16 protein-coding genes are annotated in these 20,576 nt (G+C 42.8%); all 16 read left to right on the top strand.

From position 1 onward, the window contains the following. Positions 1-126: 126 nt before the first annotated feature. Positions 127-414 (top strand): sporulation transcriptional regulator SpoIIID, encoded by a 288-nt coding sequence (spoIIID, locus tag MHB56_RS12615; RefSeq protein WP_036681548.1) that lies wholly within the window; start codon positions 127-129, stop codon positions 412-414. Between the two features lie 129 nt (positions 415-543). Beyond that, positions 544-1,542 (top strand): rod shape-determining protein, encoded by a 999-nt coding sequence (locus MHB56_RS12610; RefSeq protein WP_036681546.1) that lies wholly within the window; start codon positions 544-546, stop codon positions 1,540-1,542. Positions 1,543-1,589: 47 nt separating this feature from the next. Next, on the top strand, positions 1,590-2,468 hold the full coding sequence (locus tag MHB56_RS12605; RefSeq protein ID WP_038573634.1) for a flagellar hook-basal body protein: 879 nt from the start codon (positions 1,590-1,592) through the stop codon (positions 2,466-2,468). Between the two features lie 51 nt (positions 2,469-2,519). Next, the gene (locus MHB56_RS12600; RefSeq protein WP_076099680.1) at positions 2,520-3,341 is read left to right on the top strand and encodes a flagellar hook-basal body protein; all 822 of its coding nucleotides are present in this window, start codon (positions 2,520-2,522) and stop codon (positions 3,339-3,341) included. 10 nt (positions 3,342-3,351) lie between these two features. Next, a complete protein-coding gene (locus MHB56_RS12595) occupies positions 3,352-3,576 on the top strand; it encodes a DNA-directed RNA polymerase subunit beta (RefSeq protein WP_036681538.1) in 225 nt (74 codons plus the stop codon). A 263-nt stretch (positions 3,577-3,839) separates the two neighbouring features. Further along, the gene (gene fabZ / locus MHB56_RS12590; RefSeq protein WP_036681536.1) at positions 3,840-4,262 is read left to right on the top strand and encodes a 3-hydroxyacyl-ACP dehydratase FabZ; all 423 of its coding nucleotides are present in this window, start codon (positions 3,840-3,842) and stop codon (positions 4,260-4,262) included. Between the two features lie 42 nt (positions 4,263-4,304). Then, positions 4,305-6,026 (top strand): phospho-sugar mutase, encoded by a 1,722-nt coding sequence (locus MHB56_RS12585; protein ID WP_076219973.1) that lies wholly within the window; start codon positions 4,305-4,307, stop codon positions 6,024-6,026. A 128-nt stretch (positions 6,027-6,154) separates the two neighbouring features. Next, entirely contained in the window at positions 6,155-8,191 is a 2,037-nt protein-coding gene (locus MHB56_RS12580) for a DUF5693 family protein (protein WP_076123918.1), read from the top strand. Then, the gene (csaB, locus tag MHB56_RS12575; RefSeq protein ID WP_280753238.1) at positions 8,167-9,300 is read left to right on the top strand and encodes a polysaccharide pyruvyl transferase CsaB; all 1,134 of its coding nucleotides are present in this window, start codon (positions 8,167-8,169) and stop codon (positions 9,298-9,300) included. Before MHB56_RS12580 ends, csaB begins: the two co-directional genes overlap by 25 nt. Positions 9,301-9,306: 6 nt before the next feature. Then, positions 9,307-10,062, top strand: coding sequence for a WecB/TagA/CpsF family glycosyltransferase (locus MHB56_RS12570; RefSeq protein WP_280753185.1), 756 nt, complete (start codon positions 9,307-9,309; stop codon positions 10,060-10,062). Between the two features lie 116 nt (positions 10,063-10,178). Further along, a complete protein-coding gene (locus tag MHB56_RS12565) occupies positions 10,179-11,306 on the top strand; it encodes a glycosyltransferase family 4 protein (RefSeq protein ID WP_036681523.1) in 1,128 nt (375 codons plus the stop codon). 160 nt (positions 11,307-11,466) lie between these two features. After that, positions 11,467-15,393, top strand: a complete 3,927-nt coding sequence (locus tag MHB56_RS12560; RefSeq protein ID WP_340977903.1) for an S-layer homology domain-containing protein — start codon at positions 11,467-11,469, stop codon at positions 15,391-15,393. 154 nt (positions 15,394-15,547) lie between these two features. Then, entirely contained in the window at positions 15,548-15,889 is a 342-nt protein-coding gene (locus MHB56_RS12555) for a hypothetical protein (protein ID WP_076201899.1), read from the top strand. A gap of 499 nt (positions 15,890-16,388) precedes the next feature. Continuing rightward, positions 16,389-19,187 carry an Ig-like domain-containing protein gene (locus MHB56_RS12550; RefSeq protein ID WP_076201897.1) on the top strand — a complete coding sequence of 933 codons (2,799 nt, stop codon included), beginning with the start codon at positions 16,389-16,391 and terminating at the stop codon, positions 19,185-19,187. A 94-nt stretch (positions 19,188-19,281) separates the two neighbouring features. Then, positions 19,282-19,821, top strand: a complete 540-nt coding sequence (locus tag MHB56_RS12545) for a hypothetical protein (protein WP_076279128.1) — start codon at positions 19,282-19,284, stop codon at positions 19,819-19,821. Positions 19,822-19,974: 153 nt separating this feature from the next. After that, entirely contained in the window at positions 19,975-20,244 is a 270-nt protein-coding gene (locus MHB56_RS12540; protein ID WP_036681516.1) for an alpha/beta-type small acid-soluble spore protein, read from the top strand. Positions 20,245-20,576: the final 332 nt, after the last annotated feature.

Here is a 20,576-nt window from a genome sequence, read left to right as displayed (position 1 = left end):
ACGGGTTATTAGGTTGTCCATTAAATAAAATGAGCCCTCCATAGCTTGTCATGTCTTGAAAGCGCGAATATATAAGCCCGCCCCTCATATAATGTACCAAACTATCCACAGTTGGGAGGCGGGAGCGTGCACGATTACATCAAGGAACGTACGATCAAAATCGGACGCTGCATCGTGGAAACCAGGCATACGGTCCGGACCATAGCCAAGGAATTTGGCGTTTCAAAGAGCACGGTGCATAAAGATTTAACTGAGCGTCTGCCAGAGATCAACCCTGATCTGGCCGATCAGGTGAAGCACATTCTCGAATATCACAAGTCCATCCGACATCTTCGGGGGGGAGAAGCCACAAAAATCAAATATAAAAAATCGACGGGGAAAAAACGTGAGGTTGCTGTAGCATCAAAGCCATGAGATTTTCGGAAATTTAAGGAAATATTCAGCTTTAATACATTGTGTACTTCCCCTAAAGTATGGTATTTTTAAATTTAGTACTAACTGCTGTTTTTTCAATTAAAATAACACTTTGGGGGCTCTTTCATTATGTTTAGCAAGGATATCGGAATCGACCTCGGCACGGCCAATGTGCTCATACATGTTAAGGGAAGGGGAGTCGTTCTGGATGAACCTTCCGTGGTCACACTTGAAAGTGATACGAAGAGAGTCCTTGCGGTGGGAGAACAGGCACGTCGCATGGTTGGACGTACACCTGGAAATATTATAACAATCCGTCCTCTCCGGGATGGTGTCATTGCAGATTTTGAAATCACAGAAATGATGCTCAAGTATTTTATCGACCGCGTTGGCGGCCGGTCCTGGTACGCACGGCCCCGTATTCTGATTTGCGCCCCTACAAATATTACATCTGTGGAACAGAAGTCCATACGGGAAGCGGCAGAGCGGAGCGGGGCTAAGGAAGTTTTTATGGAGGAAGAGCCAAAAGCCGCTGCAATCGGAGCGGGAATGGATATTTATCAGCCTAGTGGGAACATGGTCGTCGATATCGGTGGCGGAACGACGGATGTAGCCGTACTTTCTATGGGCGACGTCGTTACCGCTTCTTCGATTAAAGTCGCAGGAGACAAGTTCGATGAGGCCATTTTAAGATATATTAAACAAAAGTATAAGCTGTTAATCGGTGAACGTACGGCAGAGGATATTAAGGTTACAATTGGCACCGTGCGTCCAGGCCTGATGCAGGCTGAAATGGATATTCGTGGTCGTGATATGGTAAGTGGACTCCCTCAGACGCTCACTATTACTTCAGGCGAGGTAAAAGAAGCACTATGGGATCCGGTTTCTTCTATTGTGGCAGCTGCTAAGTCCGTTCTGGAACGTACACCGCCTGAGCTATCAGCAGATATTATTGACCGGGGTGTTGTTCTAACTGGTGGTGGCGCTTTACTTAATGGATTGGACGAGCTCCTCTCAGAAGAATTACATGTTCCGGTGTGGATAGCGGAAGACCCGATGCATTGTGTAGTTAAGGGAACCGGAATAATGCTAGATAATTTGGACAAGGTCGTTAAGAAAAAGTTCTAAGCAGCCGATATAAAAGGTAGCAAAAGATTCGGAAGGGGACTACCTTCATGATAAGAGGATTATATACAGCCGCTGCAGGTATGGTTACACAGCAGCGTAGACATGATACGGCAACACAGAACATCGCTAACTTGAATACAACGGGGTACAAGCAGGTTGACAGTGTCAATCATGCTTTTCCGGATGTACTGATCTCTGCTATGAGTAATGGCAATACAAAGCCAGTGGGGCGCCTTAACACTGGGGTTTTTGCAGAACAATCGATATCCCAATATTTACAGGGTGATTTAAGGGAGAGCGGCAAGACCATGGATTTTGCTTTATCTACGGATTTGCAAGTAGCTGATCCAGTGACAGGTCAAAATATCTCCTTTGATGGTTCAGGCAAATATGTAAGCCCTGAGGGTGAGGTTGTTTATCGTCCACAGGCCTTCTTTACTGTACAGGATGCTGAAGGGAATAATCTGTATACGCGAAATGGGAGCTTCTCAATAAACGCGGCTACAGGAGAGGTACTGAGCAGTGGTGGCTTCAAGGTTCTTGATTCCACAGGCAAGCCCCTTGTCTTGACAGGAAATCAGGACACCCTTAAAGTGGACGGGCAGGGTAATTTGCTTAATCCAGTAACAGGACTTCCGACAGGGACCAAGCTTGGTGTGAGTGTAGTAACAAAGCCACAGGAGCTTGTACGTGATGGTAATGGTGTATTTCACGCTGATGATGTAGAGGCGGCAGATATCCGTTTCTCTAACGGAACAGATAACATGCAAGTACGCCAAGGTTACCTGGAAAGCTCCAATGTAGATCCTACTCAGGTTACTGTGGATTTGAATGCCGCCTATCGGGCTTATGAAGCGAACCAGAAGATTGTTCAATATTATGATGGCAGCTTGCAGAAGGCTGTAAGTGAAGTTGGCAGGGTATAGGCAGTGCTTAGGAATGAGCTTTACAGGTAGAGCTTATAGGAGGTTTGATCTATGAACAACTCAACGATTAGTGCAGCAGTCTCCATGTCGAGCCTTCAGCAGCGGCTTGATATTATAGCGGATAATCTAGCCAACATGGATACCAATGGTTATAAGAGCAAGCAGGGCTCTTTTGAGGACGTGCTGACTCGTGTACAACAGCAATCAGATGATTATGACCAACCGGGCCGTTCTACACCCCTAGGCTTTAATATGGGTTTTGGGACTTATGTGCCTTCGATCTCAACGAATTGGGAAGAGGGACCCCTTAAAGAAACAGGGAGTCCGACCGACTTAGCCATTCAGGGCAACGGGCTTTTTGGTGTTCAGGTCAATGGTACTACGGCGTATACACGTCAGGGTGATTTTCACTTTATTCCTGACACGACTGATGCCAAAAAGATGGTATTGGTTGATAACACAGGAAACTCCGTTTTAAATACAGAGGGCAAACCTCTAACGGTTCCTGTAGGTGTGAATGCTGCTATCGATGAATCTGGTCGTGTGTTAACAAAAAAGACAGAGAATGGACCTGTTCAGGTAGCGGGTACTATAATGATAGTAGAACCTAAGACACAGAATGCCTTAAAGGCTGTCGACGGGAATTTCTATATGCTTGCAGATGGAGTTACAGCACAGCAGGCTTTTGTACAAAGAGCGGCAGGCGAGGCATCTGGAATTGGAGTGCGCTCAGGATGGCTGGAGCAGTCGAATGTCGATATGACCTCAGAAATGACAGAAATGATGCAGATTCAACGCACGTATCAACTCGTAGCTCGGGCACTTTCGTCCAGTGATCAGATGTTTGGTCTAGCCAATAACATGCGCGCGTAGAGGTGAAGGAATGGATCGACAGGAAAAAGTTAAATCGGAAGAGAAGAAAGAACCCTCTCCACGAGGGATCTCCAAATGGACCATGATACAATGGGTTCTTATTCCCTTGCTTCTCGTAGCTGCACTTGGAGGCGGCCTGGCCGTCGGTTACGTTGTCCTGGGTAAGAAAGAGTTAAGCGATGCTCTGCAGTGGAGCACGTGGAGACATGTATATGATTTGGTTTTTGCTCCATAAATGAAGATGATTTAACCACTCCCTTGTTATACAAGGGAGTTTTCTTTTTTATGCTGAAAAATGTATAATGGTGGGGGGCCTCGGGCAGCAAAAAGGGCCCTCTCCGCCATGCTGCCGCATCCGGTGGAGAAAGCCCCTTATCTCAACCTCCACTTCTGCAGTTGGTGAAGGATAAATATAGTTTTTACCGAACCTGCCTAATTTTATGCATTTCGGCAAAGAATAAAAGAAAATGTGCAACATCCGAAAGGAGTTTTGTCATAATGCTGGATATCAACCAAATTCAAGAAATCATCCCCCATCGGCCTCCATTTCTGCTGGTGGACAAAATTATCGAGATTGAAATGGGCAAAAAAGCTGTAGGAATCAAAAATGTAACGATCAATGAACCGTTCTTTGTAGGTCACTTTCCGGGCTATCCGGTAATGCCGGGTGTACTGATTACTGAAGCCCTTGCACAAGTGGGTGCGGTTGCTATCCTGGGAGTAGAGGCTAATCGCGGCCGAATCGGTTTTTTAGCTGGGCTGGACGGATTCCGTTTCCGTGGTCAAGTGGTACCAGGCGATACACTTACTCTTGAAGTAGAGATCACCCGCCTTAAGGGCAGCATCGGAAAAGGACAAGCTACTGCTTCCGTTGAAGGTAAGGTTGTAGCCTCTGGAGAAATTATGTTTGCTCTGAGCTAAATATTTTATTTTTCTATAAATATATCTAAAGGAGAGATTCATATGACTCAATTAAGTGCGAAAGCGGCAGACACATTATCCCGCTGGTTGCAGGACCCTTCTGTTGACGAGGCTACAAAGGCAGAGCTTCGCGCTCTGGAGAATGAGCCACAGGAGCTTGAAGAGCGTTTTTACAGAGACTTAGAGTTTGGTACAGGCGGCTTGCGTGGGGTTATTGGTGCGGGCAGCAATCGTATCAATCGTTATACTGTTGGCAGAGCTACACAAGGCTTCGCTAATTATATTCTAGAAAAGCATACTGGAGAAGGCAGACCTTCGGTTGTTATCGCGCATGACTCTCGCCGTTTCTCGCCTGAATTCACACTTGAGGCTGCTCTCGTACTGGCTGCTAATGGTATCGAGGCGCATTTGTTTACTTCCCTTCGTTCAACACCACAGCTGTCATTCAGCGTGCGTTATTTGAAAGCAACGGGTGGTATTGTAATCACTGCGAGCCATAACCCTCCTGAATACAATGGTTATAAGGTCTATAATTCGGAAGGCGGACAGCTTGTACCACACGAAGCCGAAAAGGTCATTTCTTACATACTAGAGGTTGACACTTTTGATGGTGTAAAGCGGATTTCGCAAGAAGAAGCTGAAGCTCAAGGGCTGTTGCACTGGCTAGGAGAGAAGGATGACGAAGCGTTTACTGATACTGTTGCTGCGGTCAGTCTTGCAAGTGAAGAGATTGCCTCTACGCTTGGAAAAGACTTTAAAATCGTATACACTCCGCTGCATGGTACAGGTAATTTGCCAGTCCGCCGTGTACTTGAGAAAATCGGGTTCACCCAGGTGCATGTTGTACCTGAGCAAGAGCAGCCGGATTCTGAATTCTCTACAGTGAAATCGCCGAACCCGGAGGAACGTGAAGCTTTTACGCTGGCTATGAAGCTGGGCGAAGAGTTGAATGCTGACCTTTTGATTGGTACAGATCCTGATGCAGACCGTATGGGTGCGGTAGTTCGCGACAATGAAGGTAAATTCGTTGTTCTGTCCGGCAATCAATCCGGAGCACTGATGATTCATTACTATTTGAGTCGTTTGCAGGAACAAGGAAAGCTGCCTAGCAATGGTGCGGTTGTAAAGACTATCGTTACTAGTGAAATGGGGGCTGCTGTAGCTTCTCATTATGGTGCAACTGTATTTAATACGCTGACTGGCTTCAAATATATTGGAGAAAAGATGACCCAGTTCGAACAATCCGGAGAATACACATATCTTTTCGGATATGAAGAAAGCTATGGTTATCTTGCAGGCAATTATGCTCGTGATAAGGATGCTGTTCTTGCTGCTATGCTTATCGCTGAAGCAGGTGCTTATTATAAAGCTCAAGGCAAAACATTATATGATGTTCTTCAGGAATTGTACAAGCAGTTCGGATACTTCTTGGAAAGCTTGGAGTCCCGTACGCTGAAAGGCAAAGATGGCGTTGCGCAAATTCAAGGAATCATGAATGATTGGCGTTCTAATGCCCCACAAGAAATTGCTGGATCTGCCGTAACAGAAATTCAGGATTACTCCCTGGGCTTAAATGGACTGCCGAAGGAAAATGTACTGAAGTATTTGCTGGCTGACGGATCTTGGTTCTGCCTGCGCCCTTCCGGCACAGAACCTAAGATTAAGGTTTATTTTGCAGTAGTGGGTGACTCCCTGCAGAATGCTAAGGATAAGGTTGCTGCACTGTCGAAACAGGTTATGGCTCGCGTTGACGGGGGACAATAATAAATATAGAGTGCTTTCTATATTGTGAATTATATTTTACGTAGAAACGGGTACCGTCTCTAAAAGGATGACGATCCGTTTCTACTTTTGTTAAAAGAGTTTTTAAAGCGAAAGAGGAGGTACTTTTGGTGCGGCAAAAATGGCAACGTTGGAATATTACTTCCCGAAAGTGGCTGTGGATCATAGTTGTGGTTGGCGTTATAGCAGCCTTGCCTGTGGTCTATGATCGACTGCAGACGGAGAAGTCTTCCAAGACAGTAGAATTTGTATTTGATTATCGTGATCTGGTTGATGTAGCCAGCTATCGTGCAAATCCACAAGATTATATTTCCGAACAGTTAGATCGCCTTAAAGACGCTGGTGTACAGAGCATGGCGATTTACGAAAGCACATTGGAAGATTACCGTAAGGCGCGTCGTCTAATGATATGGGGTGCGGCTGATATAGCTAATCTTACGGACACGATCATTCCTGAAAATGAAAACTATACCTATATTCTTTTTACCAGTGCTGATTACAGCGATACTTTAGCGCCTGTAATTAAAGAAGCATTTAGTAATCTTGGGATTAATTCAAGAGACTGGAGTTTCCGCGGACAGCAGGGTCTTATCATCGAGACCCCGCTAGAAGACGCTACATTGAAGCCGCTGCAGCCCGATCCATTTACACTGGACATGCTGCATAACAAGGGATTCAGTATTGTACCTCGTCTTGTGGATTCTCTGACTTATAATGAAGCCACGGTAAAGAAGCTGTTGGATCGTTATAAGGAATTGGGTGTTAAACGGATTCTATTTGAAGGTGAGTCTGTTAAAGGGTTTAATGATGATGCCGATACTGGCAGTATCACTGACTTTGCTAATCTCCTTAAGGAACGTGGAATGGGGATTGCAGCAATTGAGAATATTAAGAAACAGCAAAAGGGCTTTAACAGGCTCGCTTATTTGCTGGATTATAATGTGACACGTTTATATTCCCTTAGTGAGGGAGATTCTGCCTTAGATCCAAAAGTAATTTCGGACCGTTTCGCTCTGGCAACAAAGGATCGGAATATCCGCATGATCTACTTAAACACGATTCCTGCAAGAAATACTGCTAAGGCACAGGTTACAGATACATTAGATAACCTTATTACCAGCCTAAGCGAACCAGGCGGAGCTGTTGAGCAGATTAAAGACAATGGATTTAAACTGGGACAAGCTACGGCATTTGAGGTTGTAGATTCCTCTTATCAACGTTACTTTAAGCTAGTTGCGGTGGTTGGAGCAGTGTCTTTAGTGGCTCTGCTGGTCTCTTACTTCATTCCACAGCTCACGCTTGCTGCCTGGGTGTTAGGTCTGATTGGAAGTGCAGGCCTGATGCTAGTGAAGCCTGAAATGTTTGAACAAGCGCTCGCGCTTGCCGCTGCGATAAGTGCACCAACGCTTGCCGTTGTGCTTGCCATTCGTAAGGTTAATGAAATGGGACCACCTCTACGGAGCAATCCCCTTACCTATAAGGCTATGAGCCCGCAACGCCGGTTTACACATAGCTTAGTGCTTTATTTTAAGACTTCACTGATCTCTTTGAGCGCTGTGCCGTTTATGATAGCACTGCTTAATAATGTTACTTATAGCCTGGTTCTCAACCAGTTCCGTGGTGTCAGTCTGCTTCATATGGCGCCTATCGGTCTTGTGGCACTTTACGTGCTTTTGTATCGCGGGGATTTTGTCTTTAACAAGACAGGTAAGCTGCTGCGGACACCAATCACATTTGCGATGATTATTATTGCCTTTGTTTTGGCGGTTGTTGGCTATTATTACATGACCCGTACAGGTAACGGTGGCAGTGTGAGTCCGCTGGAAATGGTTTTACGTACATTCTTGGAAAATACGGTTGGTGTTCGACCGCGTAATAAAGAGTTCTTGCTAGCGCATCCGTTATTAATTCTTGGCGCATTCTTGGCCTTTAGATATCGGAATGCAGCGTTTATCATGATTATTGCTGTAATCGGTCAGCTCTCGATGGTAGATACCTTTGCTCATATTCACTCGCCAGTTCTGATCTCGCTCATTCGTGGCTTGCTCGGTCTTGGATTAGGACTGATCATTGGTGTGATTGCCGTAATCGTATGGCAAATTGCAGAAGGGTGTTGGAAACGATGGTCGCCACTCCTAAAAAGATAGTTATTTCCGGTTATTACGGTTTCCATAACAGCGGGGATGAGGCGGTACTGCAATCTATATTGATTGCACTGCAACAACATTCTCAAGCTGCAGGTATAGAGATCGAACCCATTGTCTTGTCCATCGATCCTGAGTGGACTAGCGCCACATATGGAGTGAAATCTGTGCACCGGATGAAGCTGGTTGAAGTCCGTCAAGCTATTTATGAGAGTTCTGGTCTGATTAGCGGTGGAGGCAGCTTGCTGCAAGATGTAACAGGAAGCAAGAGTATTCCTTACTATTTAGGTATTATTAAGCTTGCGCAGTGGATGGGTAAACCGACCTTTATTTATGCTCAAGGTATCGGACCTGTGCATCGTAAGCTTTTCCACCCATTAATCAAATCAGTGTTTCGCAAATGTACTTATATCTCTGTGCGGGATGAACAATCCCGCGAGCTTTTACTTTCTATGGGATTAGAACAGAAGAACATAGAGGTTGTTCCTGACCCGGTGATGGGCTTATCTTTACCTGAAGAGACTGATGCTGTTGAATTACCAGAGTCTTCAGATTCACTTCCGGTAGTAGGTATTTCGGTACGTTATTGGGAACAAGATCGCAAGGAGCTGGACGCTCTTGCTCAAGGCTTGATTAAGGCGAATCTTGAAAAACCATTGCATTTAAGATTCCTTCCGTTTCATCTTCCATCTGATATTGAAGCCTCACGTTATGTGATGGAGAAGCTGGAAGAAAATATAAGCCAGCATGGGGGGCAGGTCAGTATTTGTGAAGATGCCAGTCATCCGCAACACATGCTGCGGGAAGTAGGGCAATGTGAAGTGCTGATCGGAATGCGTCTTCATAGCCTGATTTATGCCGCAGGGCAGCGAGTTCCGCTGATTGGTATCTCTTATGATCCGAAAATTGATCATTTTCTAGACAGAGTTCGGTGTCAGCCTGTGGGCACGACCCAATCATTAGATGCTGGACAAGTTGCTGCTGAGATAGGCCATCTTTTGGAAACAGCAGAGGGATGGAGAAATGAGCGGGAGACGATCCTCTCCTCGTTGATTCAAGAAGCAGGGGCTCCAGCACGGCAAATCGTAGAATATTTCCACCATAAAGGATGATCTAAAGTGAAAGCAGAAAGCGCGGTACCTACAGTTCCTATTTTTGGGATTAGAGTCTCCAAGGTTGATATGGCAGCAACTGTTGCTTATTTGACAGAGGCGGTTCATACCCGTATCCCGCATCAAGTGATTACAGCTAATCCGATTATGGTTATGGCTGCTTTGGAAGATCCAGCTTATATGGAGATAATGAAGTCAGCTGAATTGGTTGTCCCAGATGGAACCGGTGTGGTATGGGCTGCTAATTATTGTAAGGAGCCTGTAACCGAACGGGTAGCTGGTTTTGACCTGTTACATGAATTGATGCAACAGGGTGAAAGATATGGTTGGAAGATATATCTCCTTGGTTCTACACCTGAGGTGATTCAGGAAACCGCTGAAAGGTTACAATTGCAATATCCGCGTGTTATTATTGCAGGATATCATGACGGTTATTTTGGTCCGGAATCGGACGATGAAATTATTGCTGGAATTGTTAAAACCAATCCTGACTTATTATTTGTGGCCAGAGGCGCGGATAGTCAGGAACCATGGATTGCAAAACACAAATCCAAGTTAGGTGTTCCGATCATGATGGGGGTCGGCGGCAGCTTTGATGTAATTTCTGGCAAGAGCAAGAGAGCACCAAAAGTTTTCCAAAAAATGAGAATTGAATGGTTGTACCGTTTATTAAAAGAGCCTACGCGGTACAAAAGAATGCTTGCGTTGCCGAAATTCGCATTAAAAGTGGTGCGTGAGAAAGATAAAGTAACAAAAGTCTAGTCAAATGCCGATATTCACCTAGAAAATCAGATGAATAGCCTAAAAAAGGGATTGGAATTTGTTTTTGTAACAGCGTATAATTCAATGCGGTAGAGAAATGGGGGTCGACTGATCAAATGTTAATCATATACATCGCTGGATTTATCGTATGCATGGGACTCGCACTTGGCCTCACACCTTTGGTGAAGAAATTCGCCATTAAGATTGGTGCGACAGATGTGCCGAATGCTCGTAAAGTGCACACGAAAATTATGCCCCGCCTTGGCGGATTAGCTATTTTTCTGGCGTTTGTGTTAGGCCTGCTTGCCGTATTGCCGATTATTCCATATGAGTTCACTCCGCGGGAGGCCAACTTCATCAAAGCGCTGCTGTGTGGCGGCGGACTGATTGTACTTATCGGAGGTTTGGATGACCGATTTGAATTATCAGCAAAGTTGAAGCTGCTGGGCCAAATTGTTGCAGCATGTATTGTAGTTTTCGGTTTTGGTATTACTGTAGATTTTGTGAATATTCCATTTAACAATACGTATTCTTCATTGGAAAGCTGGATTGCTATCCCGCTTACGATTTTCTGGATTGTTGGTGTCACCAATGCTGTTAACCTGATTGACGGGTTGGACGGGCTTGCTGCTGGTGTATCAGGGATTGCGATTGCTACGATTGCGGTAATGGCTTTCTTGATGGGTAACACGATGGTTGCCATGTTATGCCTGTTGCTTCTGGGTAGCATAATCGGATTCTTGTTCTTCAACTTCCATCCCGCCAAGATTTTTATGGGGGATACGGGATCGCTGTTCTTAGGCTTCTGCTTAGCTTTACTTGCTTTGCTAGGGTTTAAACAGATTGCCGTGGTTTCGTTTATTACACCTTTGCTTATTATTGGTGTACCGTTGTCGGACACGTTCTTTGCGATCGTGCGCCGTAAGCTGCAGAAGAAACCAATCTTTGCACCAGATAAAGGTCACTTGCATCATTGCCTTCGCGAGCTAGGCTTTAGTCATCGTCAGACTGTGCTCATTATTTATGGTATTGCTGCATTTTTTGGAGTTTTAGCTGTTATTCAATCCTCTGCCGCTCTTTACGAGGCGAACTGGGTTACCTTTGTAGTCATCTGCATCATGCTCTTCTTCTTGCAGATCGGTGCGGAAGTTACAGGTTTGATCGGTAAGACTAAACGTCCGCTGATTGATTTCTTTTTAAGAATTCGTATGAAGGCTAATCCGGAAAGAGGTTCCAAATCTTAATTTATTAATGGTATTATTCTAATATTTTCTATAACTAACAAAACTCATCCCTTTTAGGATGAGTTTTTTGTTGTTTTCCCTAAAAATATCGCTTCCTATGACCGATAAAGAACAAAGTGAAGGTTTACGAGAATTTATACTCAAAGGAGAGATATAACACATGCAACGCTTTAAGAGACCGTTCGTTTGGCTGATGCTGGCGGCTTTGATCGTTTCTATGTTCCCAGGTAAATACACGCCCATAGCGGCAGCGGCTACCACGAGCTCTACGACTTTCTTCAGTCCGGATGATCTCACATTACGTAATACTGTTCTGTTGAAACAGGATGTTGTAGCAACAACTGCTAATCCTAATCCTGAGGGACTTATTGACCGTTCTAGTGTTTACAAAGTAAGTAGCCCTACCTTTTCAATTACAGGAACCTACTCCCAGGTAACATCTTCCACGATGAAGGTTACTGTAGAGCAGCTTACAAAAGATAGTCAATCTAATAAATGGGTAACAGATGCTACTCACCTGACTACGGGAGCGGTAACAACAGATACCAATAGCCCAGATAACCGTTTTGTAGCATCTGGTCTTGTTTTGTATACAGGGTTTAATAAGGTGACCTTTTCTGGTATGCAAGGGAATCTCCAGCGTTCAGAATCATTTTATGTTCTTTACGATAAAGTGCCCTATGTAACAGAATTAAAAGTTTTGGGTGGTCCTTCTGCGCTTAATTTAAATGAAGGAACACAAGTTGTCGTACCAGTATCTACAGTTACTCTTCAAGGTAAAGTAACGAATGCCACTAAAGTCAGTGTCTCCGTGAATGGAGGAACTGCATTACAAACTTCCCTATTGGAAGACGGAACATTTTTCACCCCCGCGCTGAACTTGAGTCCGGGATTAAGTACGCTTAAGATTGTTATTCAAAATGCTTCGGATTCAATAACAATAGACAGATCCGTATATTTCTTTGATAAGGATCAACCGTACGCTTCTTTGAACATCAACCACGACAATGCGGACTATAATATCTTAAATGATAATGTGCCTACGTTGACTGCTGATTTGACTCCAAGTGTTGCAGGTTTTACTGGACAGATCTTAGTTCCATATAACGTGGCTCCGTTTGCAACAAATGCTGTGCTAACTCTTAATAAAGGTAATAGTTCCGAAAAAGTTGTAACGATTAGTGCTGTGACAGAAGAATTAACAATTCCTGGTCCTGATGGCGTTACGCCAACGTATAAATTGGTTAAATTTAAGACTGCAGCTGATTTAGAAATCTTGGCGGGTGTAAATGACTTTAAATTGTCTGTAGATTATGGCAGCCACAGCAGTTCTCATCTTTATTCATATAAATTTTTGAAAAATGAGACTGTTATAACAGAAATGTACTACCTTCCTGGATATACAGGCTCAGGTGATCTTACCAATATCTCTAAATTGCCTTTGAATGGCCAACAGTTGGAGACGGATAGTTTCTATATAATGGCGAAGACAAATAGATCAACAACCCCAGCAGATATAACTGCAAACTATTTGCCTTTGAGTAATAAACCACTATCCATAGATTATGTAACTGCAGGCACAGGAACAAATGAATATATTTATAAAATATCAGGGTTCTCTAATGGTCAACAAAAGGTACAATTCCGTTATAAAGGATCCGAATCCTTCTATAATGCTGATATTTCATATGTATCGAAAAACTATATATATGTAAGTAATCTGCAAGATGGTCAGACCTACGAATTCGATTCCAGTGTAGAAAGAAAACTTAATGTCGCTGGGGAATATATCGGGTTCGAAAATATAGAAAATGCACAAGTGCAAATTAACGGTACAGACAGTAACTCATTATCTAGCAATCCTTTTAAGCTTGAAGTAGAAAAAAACTCAACAGTAAATAAAACAACTTTTAATTTCACTGTGACAATCAGTCAGACGGGGCCACTGGTATACGGTGAGAATAAAATCGTGTTTACTGGAGTCTCAAGAGATAATGCTGGTAACCAACGTATTATCAAAAAAGAACTTAAAATTTACATCATTGATACCAACATTTCTGGGGTAAAACAATTCCATCCTACTTTAGGGGATAATCGTTTACCTTTTACAACTACAACCCTTTCTAATGAAGTCGAGCGTAATGCCATGCTGGCATTGCCAGCTGAGATTGTATATAAGGATGAAAAATATACAACAAGCAAAGATAAATTCGACTTGGTACTACAAGGTAGTGGTGCTACAACGCTGAATCTATATCAGGGCTCTACTTTGGTGTTTACTTCGACGGGGCAGGATAAGCTGCTAATTGACGGTACGGAATCCGATGGACCTATTGGTCCTAAACGTTATCCTGATGAAGTGGCTGCAAATGGTCTGTATTATGACTACATTGGCAGTGCTAAAAACTTTATTTTAAGATTACGTGACATTAAATTTGATGCCCCAGGAAGTCAAGTTTATACCCTAGAGCTTATTAACAAAACAGGAGCAAGAACTACACAACGTCTTGAAGTAGTGCGGGAAGTTGCTCCATATCGTCTTCTGTCACCTGTAGCGACGGTAGGTGAGCAAATTGTTGTTAACAAAAACTTTGTTCGTTTTGATATTGAGGCTGAAGGTGCCACTAAAGTAATAATTGGCAAAGAAGAAGCAATTAAACGTACGGATTTGCCAAATCAAGATCGCTTCACCTATGATTATGTGGGCTTAAAAGCAGACAAATCGAATCCCATTAAGATACAAGTGGTTCGTGCTAACTCCACAATAAGCGATACTATAAATGTGTATTATGCTAGTGCAGTGCAGATTGATACACAATATATGGCTGAGAAGGTAGCTACGAAGTATAGTGTCTTTAATAAAACCTTGGAATTGAACTTCCCTAAAGGCACGATTATGAAGGGATATACTAGCTCTGGTGCTGCAAAATATTATCCTAATACAAAACTGTTGTTTGGTATTGCGGATCCCGCTGATGGCGTTGTTGAACGTAAGAATGATTACGGGAACATTATCAACGTAACGGGTAGTGACGACAGAACCGAAGGCGGGGGCGGGCAGCTTGTGATTCCACAGGATCTTGCTCTGCGCTTTACATCAACCGTCTCTACTAATAACTTTTCGAGAGTATCGGATATCTATTGGCTCAGTGGTGGTCTAGGAAATGATGGCGTTAATCTTGAGACCAACGGGGTTACCCCGCATTTCGTGGATGCCAGTGGAAAGACTGGATACTTTACACAGTATAGTCAAACAAGAAAAATCGTACCTTCTCAACGTGGTGAATTGACGCTTACTTTCAACTCCAGCATTGTGGATGAAGTGGGATCGACTATTACAGTATTCCGATATACAGATTCAGGTAAGTGGGAGAACTTGGGCGGGGTCGTAGATACGAAAAAACATACCATCACCGTTCCATTCGATGAATTTGGTTATTACACTGTTATGAAGCTGCGCCGTGGTTTTGTTGATATTACGAATCATCCATGGGGCAGAAATATAATGAATGGATTGTATTCCAAAGGATTTATGACCAATCTTCGAGCAGATGCATTCGGAGCCGACGATTTGACCACTCGTGGTGAATTTGCTACATTGTTGGTGAAATCATTAAGTATTCCTTTGAACTATGATGCTAATAAACAAACCTTCTTTGATATTGTGCCAGAAGCCGTCGCGGCCACATGGGATTTCAAACACATTGAGACGGCTGCTAGGGCAGGTATTGTTACAGGTCTCAGTGATGGCTTCTTTGGGCCTGATCAAGCCTTAACACGTGAACAAGCCGCAGTAATGATAGCTAGGGCGTTGAAACTCAAGATGTCGTTGAATGACAGTAAACTGTTGGCAAGCTTAAGCAAATCATTTGTTGATACAAGCAACATGGATTTCTACTCACGTCCTGCAATTGAAGCTATATCTAAAGCTAAGATTATGGAAGGAAGTGCTGTGACCGTTACAGGCCAAAAGAAGCCCGTCTATAACTTTAACCCGAAGGGTAAGTTGACTAGAGCAGAGGCTGGTAAGATTACTGTGGCACTCTTACAGAAGAGTACAAGCATCTTCCCTAAGAACTTTAACTAAAGAATAAAAAAGTGCTCCGGCCTGCGAAAAGTATTCGCAGGTCGGAGTTTTGATGTAAAGATAACAATTACCAGCGACATAAATTTTGTAATCTGCACCGATTTACGATACAATAATGTAGAAAATATTATTTTCTGAAAGGTGAAAGCCATCGATGAAACCGATTTTATCAAAAGCACAGCTGGATTACATGAAAGCCAAGAATATGTTTGAGAATAGAGCAAAAGTGTTGGAAAAGGAAATTGCAGCTAAACGCGCATTACAGGAGATTACTCAGGAGGTCATGGAAGAGCTTGTACAAGCAACGGGATTCCACGATTCATACAACGAGCTTGTTGTTGCTGAGAACGCTCTGATCGAATGGTCTCATACTACAATCAAGCATGAGAAGAGCTACCGCGAGAACCGCGCAGCTATTGATGCAATGTATGACAATGTGAACTCGAGTCCTGAGAAGCGTCAGGAATTGATCCAATTATCTATGAAGATTCGTTAGAAACAATGTAATAGAAGCAAGCGTCGGCAACGGCGCTTTTTTTGTTTTTTGTAGGAATGTTTAAATTAATAGTACAAGTGTTAATGATTCTTAGTAAATATTGCATAATGACGTTTAGAAAGCGACTATGATATACTATTTTCCGTAGGCACCCATGATTAACAATAGTTAGTAGATCATACATATGTATCTTCTAATGGGATCACACCGGAAAATATAAAAAGAAGATTTTTTTTGAGAAACCGCAACTTTTTCAAATCTTCTGCGTTTAAGGTGTAGAGTCATTTACACAGGGGCTGAAATTAACCGCTGGTAAAGCCAATTTCAACAAATGGAAAAATTAGCTTTACGTGACTTGAGGCACATTGTATAATACTTAGGTATAATTAGGAATCTAGTATTGTCATGTCCTAAAATCGTTTACCAGTTTCTGTGATACCCGTCACAGACATTATTTATACTTAATTTGCTCAACTCTGGAAAGGGGGTGCATCGGCTAATGAGTGATATGAGCTACTCAACTAAAGAAAAATCCCAGTTTATGAACGTCCAAGGAGGAGAAAAAAAGGTTATGAAGAAAATTTTATCCGTAGCATTATCTACAGCAATGGCATTCTCGATGTTTGCCTCTGTAGCGTTTGGTGACGCAGCAACAACTCCGCAACAAAAATTTGATGCTTTGGCAGCGAAAGGTATTCTCAATGGATACCCAGATGGTCAAGCTCACCTTGAAAAAGATCTTACTCGCGCTGAATTCGCGAAGATCGTTACTAAATTGTTTGATCTTTCAGAAGTGACTAACAAATTGTCTTACAAAGACAAAGGTTACAATGCTTCTAACTGGGCAGTTCCTTACATCGAAGCTGTTACTGCAGCTAACTTGATGCAAGGTAAAGATACTGTTAAAGGTATCTTTGACTACAACGGTAAAGTGACTGTTGAAGAAGTATCGGCTGTATTGTTCCGTGCTTTGAAACTGGAACAACCAACTACAACTGATAACTCTGCATCCGCATGGGCTAAAGGTTACGCTCAAGCAGTAATCGACGCAGGTTTGGTTGCTAAAGACACTAACTTCAAAGCTAACGCTAGCCGTTCTTTGGTAGTTGAAACAGCTTATGCTGTTGATCAAAAGCTTACAGTTCCACAATTGACTGTAGCTTCTGCTGAAGCAGTAAGCCCAACTAAAGTAGTTGTTACTTTCTCTGATAAAACTACTACAACTGTAGAATTGACTACTGCTCTTGTAGCAGGTGTTGAAACTACAATCAACTTTAAACACCAAGAAAAAGATTTCACTGCAAAAGTAACTTTACAAGCTCCTAAAGTTGTTTCTGTAACTGCTCCAAACTCTAAACAATTGGTTGTTAAATTCAACCGTGCTGTTGATGGAGATACAGTTGCTGAAGATGGAAAATTGATTAAAGATGTAGTTCAAGTAACTGCACTTAGTGGTGCTCCAGTTGTAACTGCAGCGGGCGCAGAAGTATCTTTCAGCACTGATAACACTGAAGCTACTATCACTTTCCCAGGACTTGAGTATTTGAAAGGTCAATACACTGTTGTTGTTAACGATAAAATCAAAACAACAAGTGGTGAAGTAGTTCCAGCTTTCACTAACATTGTACCTGTTGCTGATACTGTGGCTCCTACAGTAGCTACTGTAAATGCTGTTGCTAAAGCAACTACTAACAAAGTATATGTTAAATTTAGCGAACCAGTTAAACCAGCAGGTATTATCGCTTATGTTAACGGTGCGGCTGCAACTGTTCAAAGAGATACTTATGACACATTTGTTTTGACTACTGGAAACTTGAATAGCGGTACTACTTATGATGTATCTCTGACTAACGTTTCTGACTTCGCAGGTAATGTTGCGAACCCTAACCCAATCAAAACTAGTGTTACTGTAGTATCCGATGTAGCAGCTCCTGTAATTAAGAGCGTGACTCCAGTCGGCGATCGTTATGTTGAAGTTAAATTCGACAAAAAGGTAAACAGAGATTCCCTAGTAGGTAATGTTCGTTTACTTGATGCTAACGGAGAAAGCAAAGGTGTGTTCTATGTGAGCACTTCTTCCGATAGCGACACAATCAAATTGAGATCCCCATTGAGTGCATTGCCTACATCTGGCACATTCACAGGATCCATCGTATTTGGTCAATCCGTACGTGACACTCTTGGTAACACTTTGAGTGCAGCTGCGACTCAAGCAATTACATTCACTAAGGATACTAGTGCTCCTGGTGTAACTTCTGCAACTTATTCCAACAAAGGTTTGGTAATTAAGTTCAATGAAGAAGTAATTCTTGATACTGCTGGAACTAACAACAGACAAATTCTTGTTATCAACAACAAGACTGGTCAACAAGCTGCAACACTGAATGTTAGAGCTGGTTCCTTGTCTGCTGATAAGAAAACATTGACTTACGCTGTTTCCTTGTCTGGTGCAGACTACACTGTACGCCTACCACAAGGTTTGGTTACAGATGATTCATTCTCAACTAATCCGTTTGCATCAACAACAGTTGCTCTAGCTATTGAAGCTGCAAATACTAGTGATGTAACAAGACCAGAAGTAGTTAGCATTACTCCGCATGACAAAGATGCGGCTGGTACTGTAATTGCTGATGTATACTACGACGTAGTTGTTAAAGATTCTGGTTCCGATGCAAGTGGTTTGAATGTAGCTACTTTAACTGATGTTAATAGCTATACTCTGAACAGCAAAGCATTGCCACTTGGTGCTTACCCAGTAATCACTTCAATTGGTACAGGTGATGATGCAGCTGCTCCTAAAACAGCAACTGTAAGAGTCTACATCCCTGGTAACACAATCACCAAAACAGAAGACTATACATTCCAAGTCTTCGGTATCGCGGATAAAGCTGGAAACGGAATTATTGCTGTTGAGAAGAAATCCGAACTTACAGACCGCGTTAAACCTACATTGACAACTGCTGCTGTTTCTAGTGGTGACAACACTGTATTGGTTATCGGATTCAGCGAAGATGTTAAGGCTTCTACAGTTCAACTTGCTGATTTCGAATTCTCGATTAACGGTGTTAGCCAAAATGCAGACAAATCCAACGTTAAACCTGCTAGCATCGCTCCTGGTGCTGGATCTGACGCTGGTAAGTTCTATGTAACATTCGACAAATTGGATGGAACTACTGGTAAACAAAACCTCAACGCTAACGATGTTAACTCCATCGAAGTTAAGGTTAATGCTAGTGCGAACATCACTGATGATGCTGGTAACAAGATCACAACTGGTACTGTAGTTACTGGTAAATAATCATTGCTTTAGAATTACCGAAGCACAGAATAGCCTCTTCGGAGGCTATTCTTTTTTTATAGGTTTTTATCCCCAATAATGAGGAGGAACTTCTTTGAAATCGGTATGGAAAGTAACAACCGCAGCCGTATTGCTGGCTGGTGGTGTATGGGCTGGATCTCTGCTAAACATTACTGCTGAAGGTGCTGGTGTTGGCTCTCAGCCTGGCACAACGGATGATCCTGTAGTTACGAAAAGCTACGTAGATCAGCAAATTCAGAAAGCACTATCAGGTGGTACAGTGACGACTCCGGTAGCGAGTGCTACACCTGCGCCTAGTGCAACCACAGCGCCAGTAGCTACGCCTGGTCAAAATAGCAGTAATGAATCTGTGATTGTTGATGTGAAGCCCGGCCAAACTTTAATTGCTTCTGCAGGCGCTGAATTTATCGTTCGCGCGGGTAAAGCAGTAATCGTTTCACAAGATGCCAATGGTGTGGCCGATTTAACAGACGGTAAAGATCTTACAAACGGACTAGCTGCACCATCTAACCACTTATTGTCCTTCCCTCGTGATGGTCGTGGAATAGCTGTTCAAGAGGGTCAAACGCTTGGTCTTGTTGTGATGGTTCGTGGTGGATATACCTTGAAATAATGTGTAATGATATATATTCATAATGCCCGTAAACGGACTTAATCATACCTTCAAACTGTTTTCCAAAGTTACAAATCATTGGCGCGATTGAAGATTAAGTGATGGACGCACAATATTCCTGTAATCTTACAAATTCACAGGAGGTGCTGTAACATGGCACGTAATAATCGTACAGTCGTACCTGAAAGTCGGACAATGCTGAAACAAATGCAATATGAAATTGCAGCTGAATTTGGTTTATATGGGGCTCATTATGGAGGCGGGGCAGACACGGAGTTTGCTTCTGAGTTAGGAGCTGTCGGAGGTAGTGGTTCTGGCCGTAGTCAGTACCTTGGGCATCTGAGTTCAAGGGATAATGGGTCTGTTGGAGGAGAAATTACGAAGAGACTCATTAAGCAAGCTGAACAGTCTCTTTTTCAATAATATCAGGGGTTAGGATGGCCTTATTCCTTGTCTGATATTGCTTTTTTATAGCGTGAAATCAATATTCATACTCTCACGGGGGGTTCTGTGTTTAATTGACACCACCCCCTAAATAAGATAATATGACTTTTGAGGAAAGCCTTAAACCTTTTCCATATGGAAAAGGTTCATTTTTTTGAAGAGTTTAGTGAATGTAGGCATCAAATTTTGCAAAAATCCTTCATAAAAAGAAATCAGGCAAACCTGAATTATTTATATTATTTAGTTTTATTATTTGGCCTGTTATCATTAAGGAATCCCTTATACAGTGTCAGACTAACCATATGGGAGGT

It is taken from the genome of Paenibacillus sp. FSL H8-0315 (assembly GCF_038005365.1).
Taxonomy (GTDB): Bacteria; Bacillota; Bacilli; order Paenibacillales; family Paenibacillaceae; genus Paenibacillus_AQ; species Paenibacillus_AQ odorifer.
The sequence above is the reverse complement of the archived record's forward strand: the minus strand, read 5'-3'. Positions and strand labels throughout refer to the sequence as shown.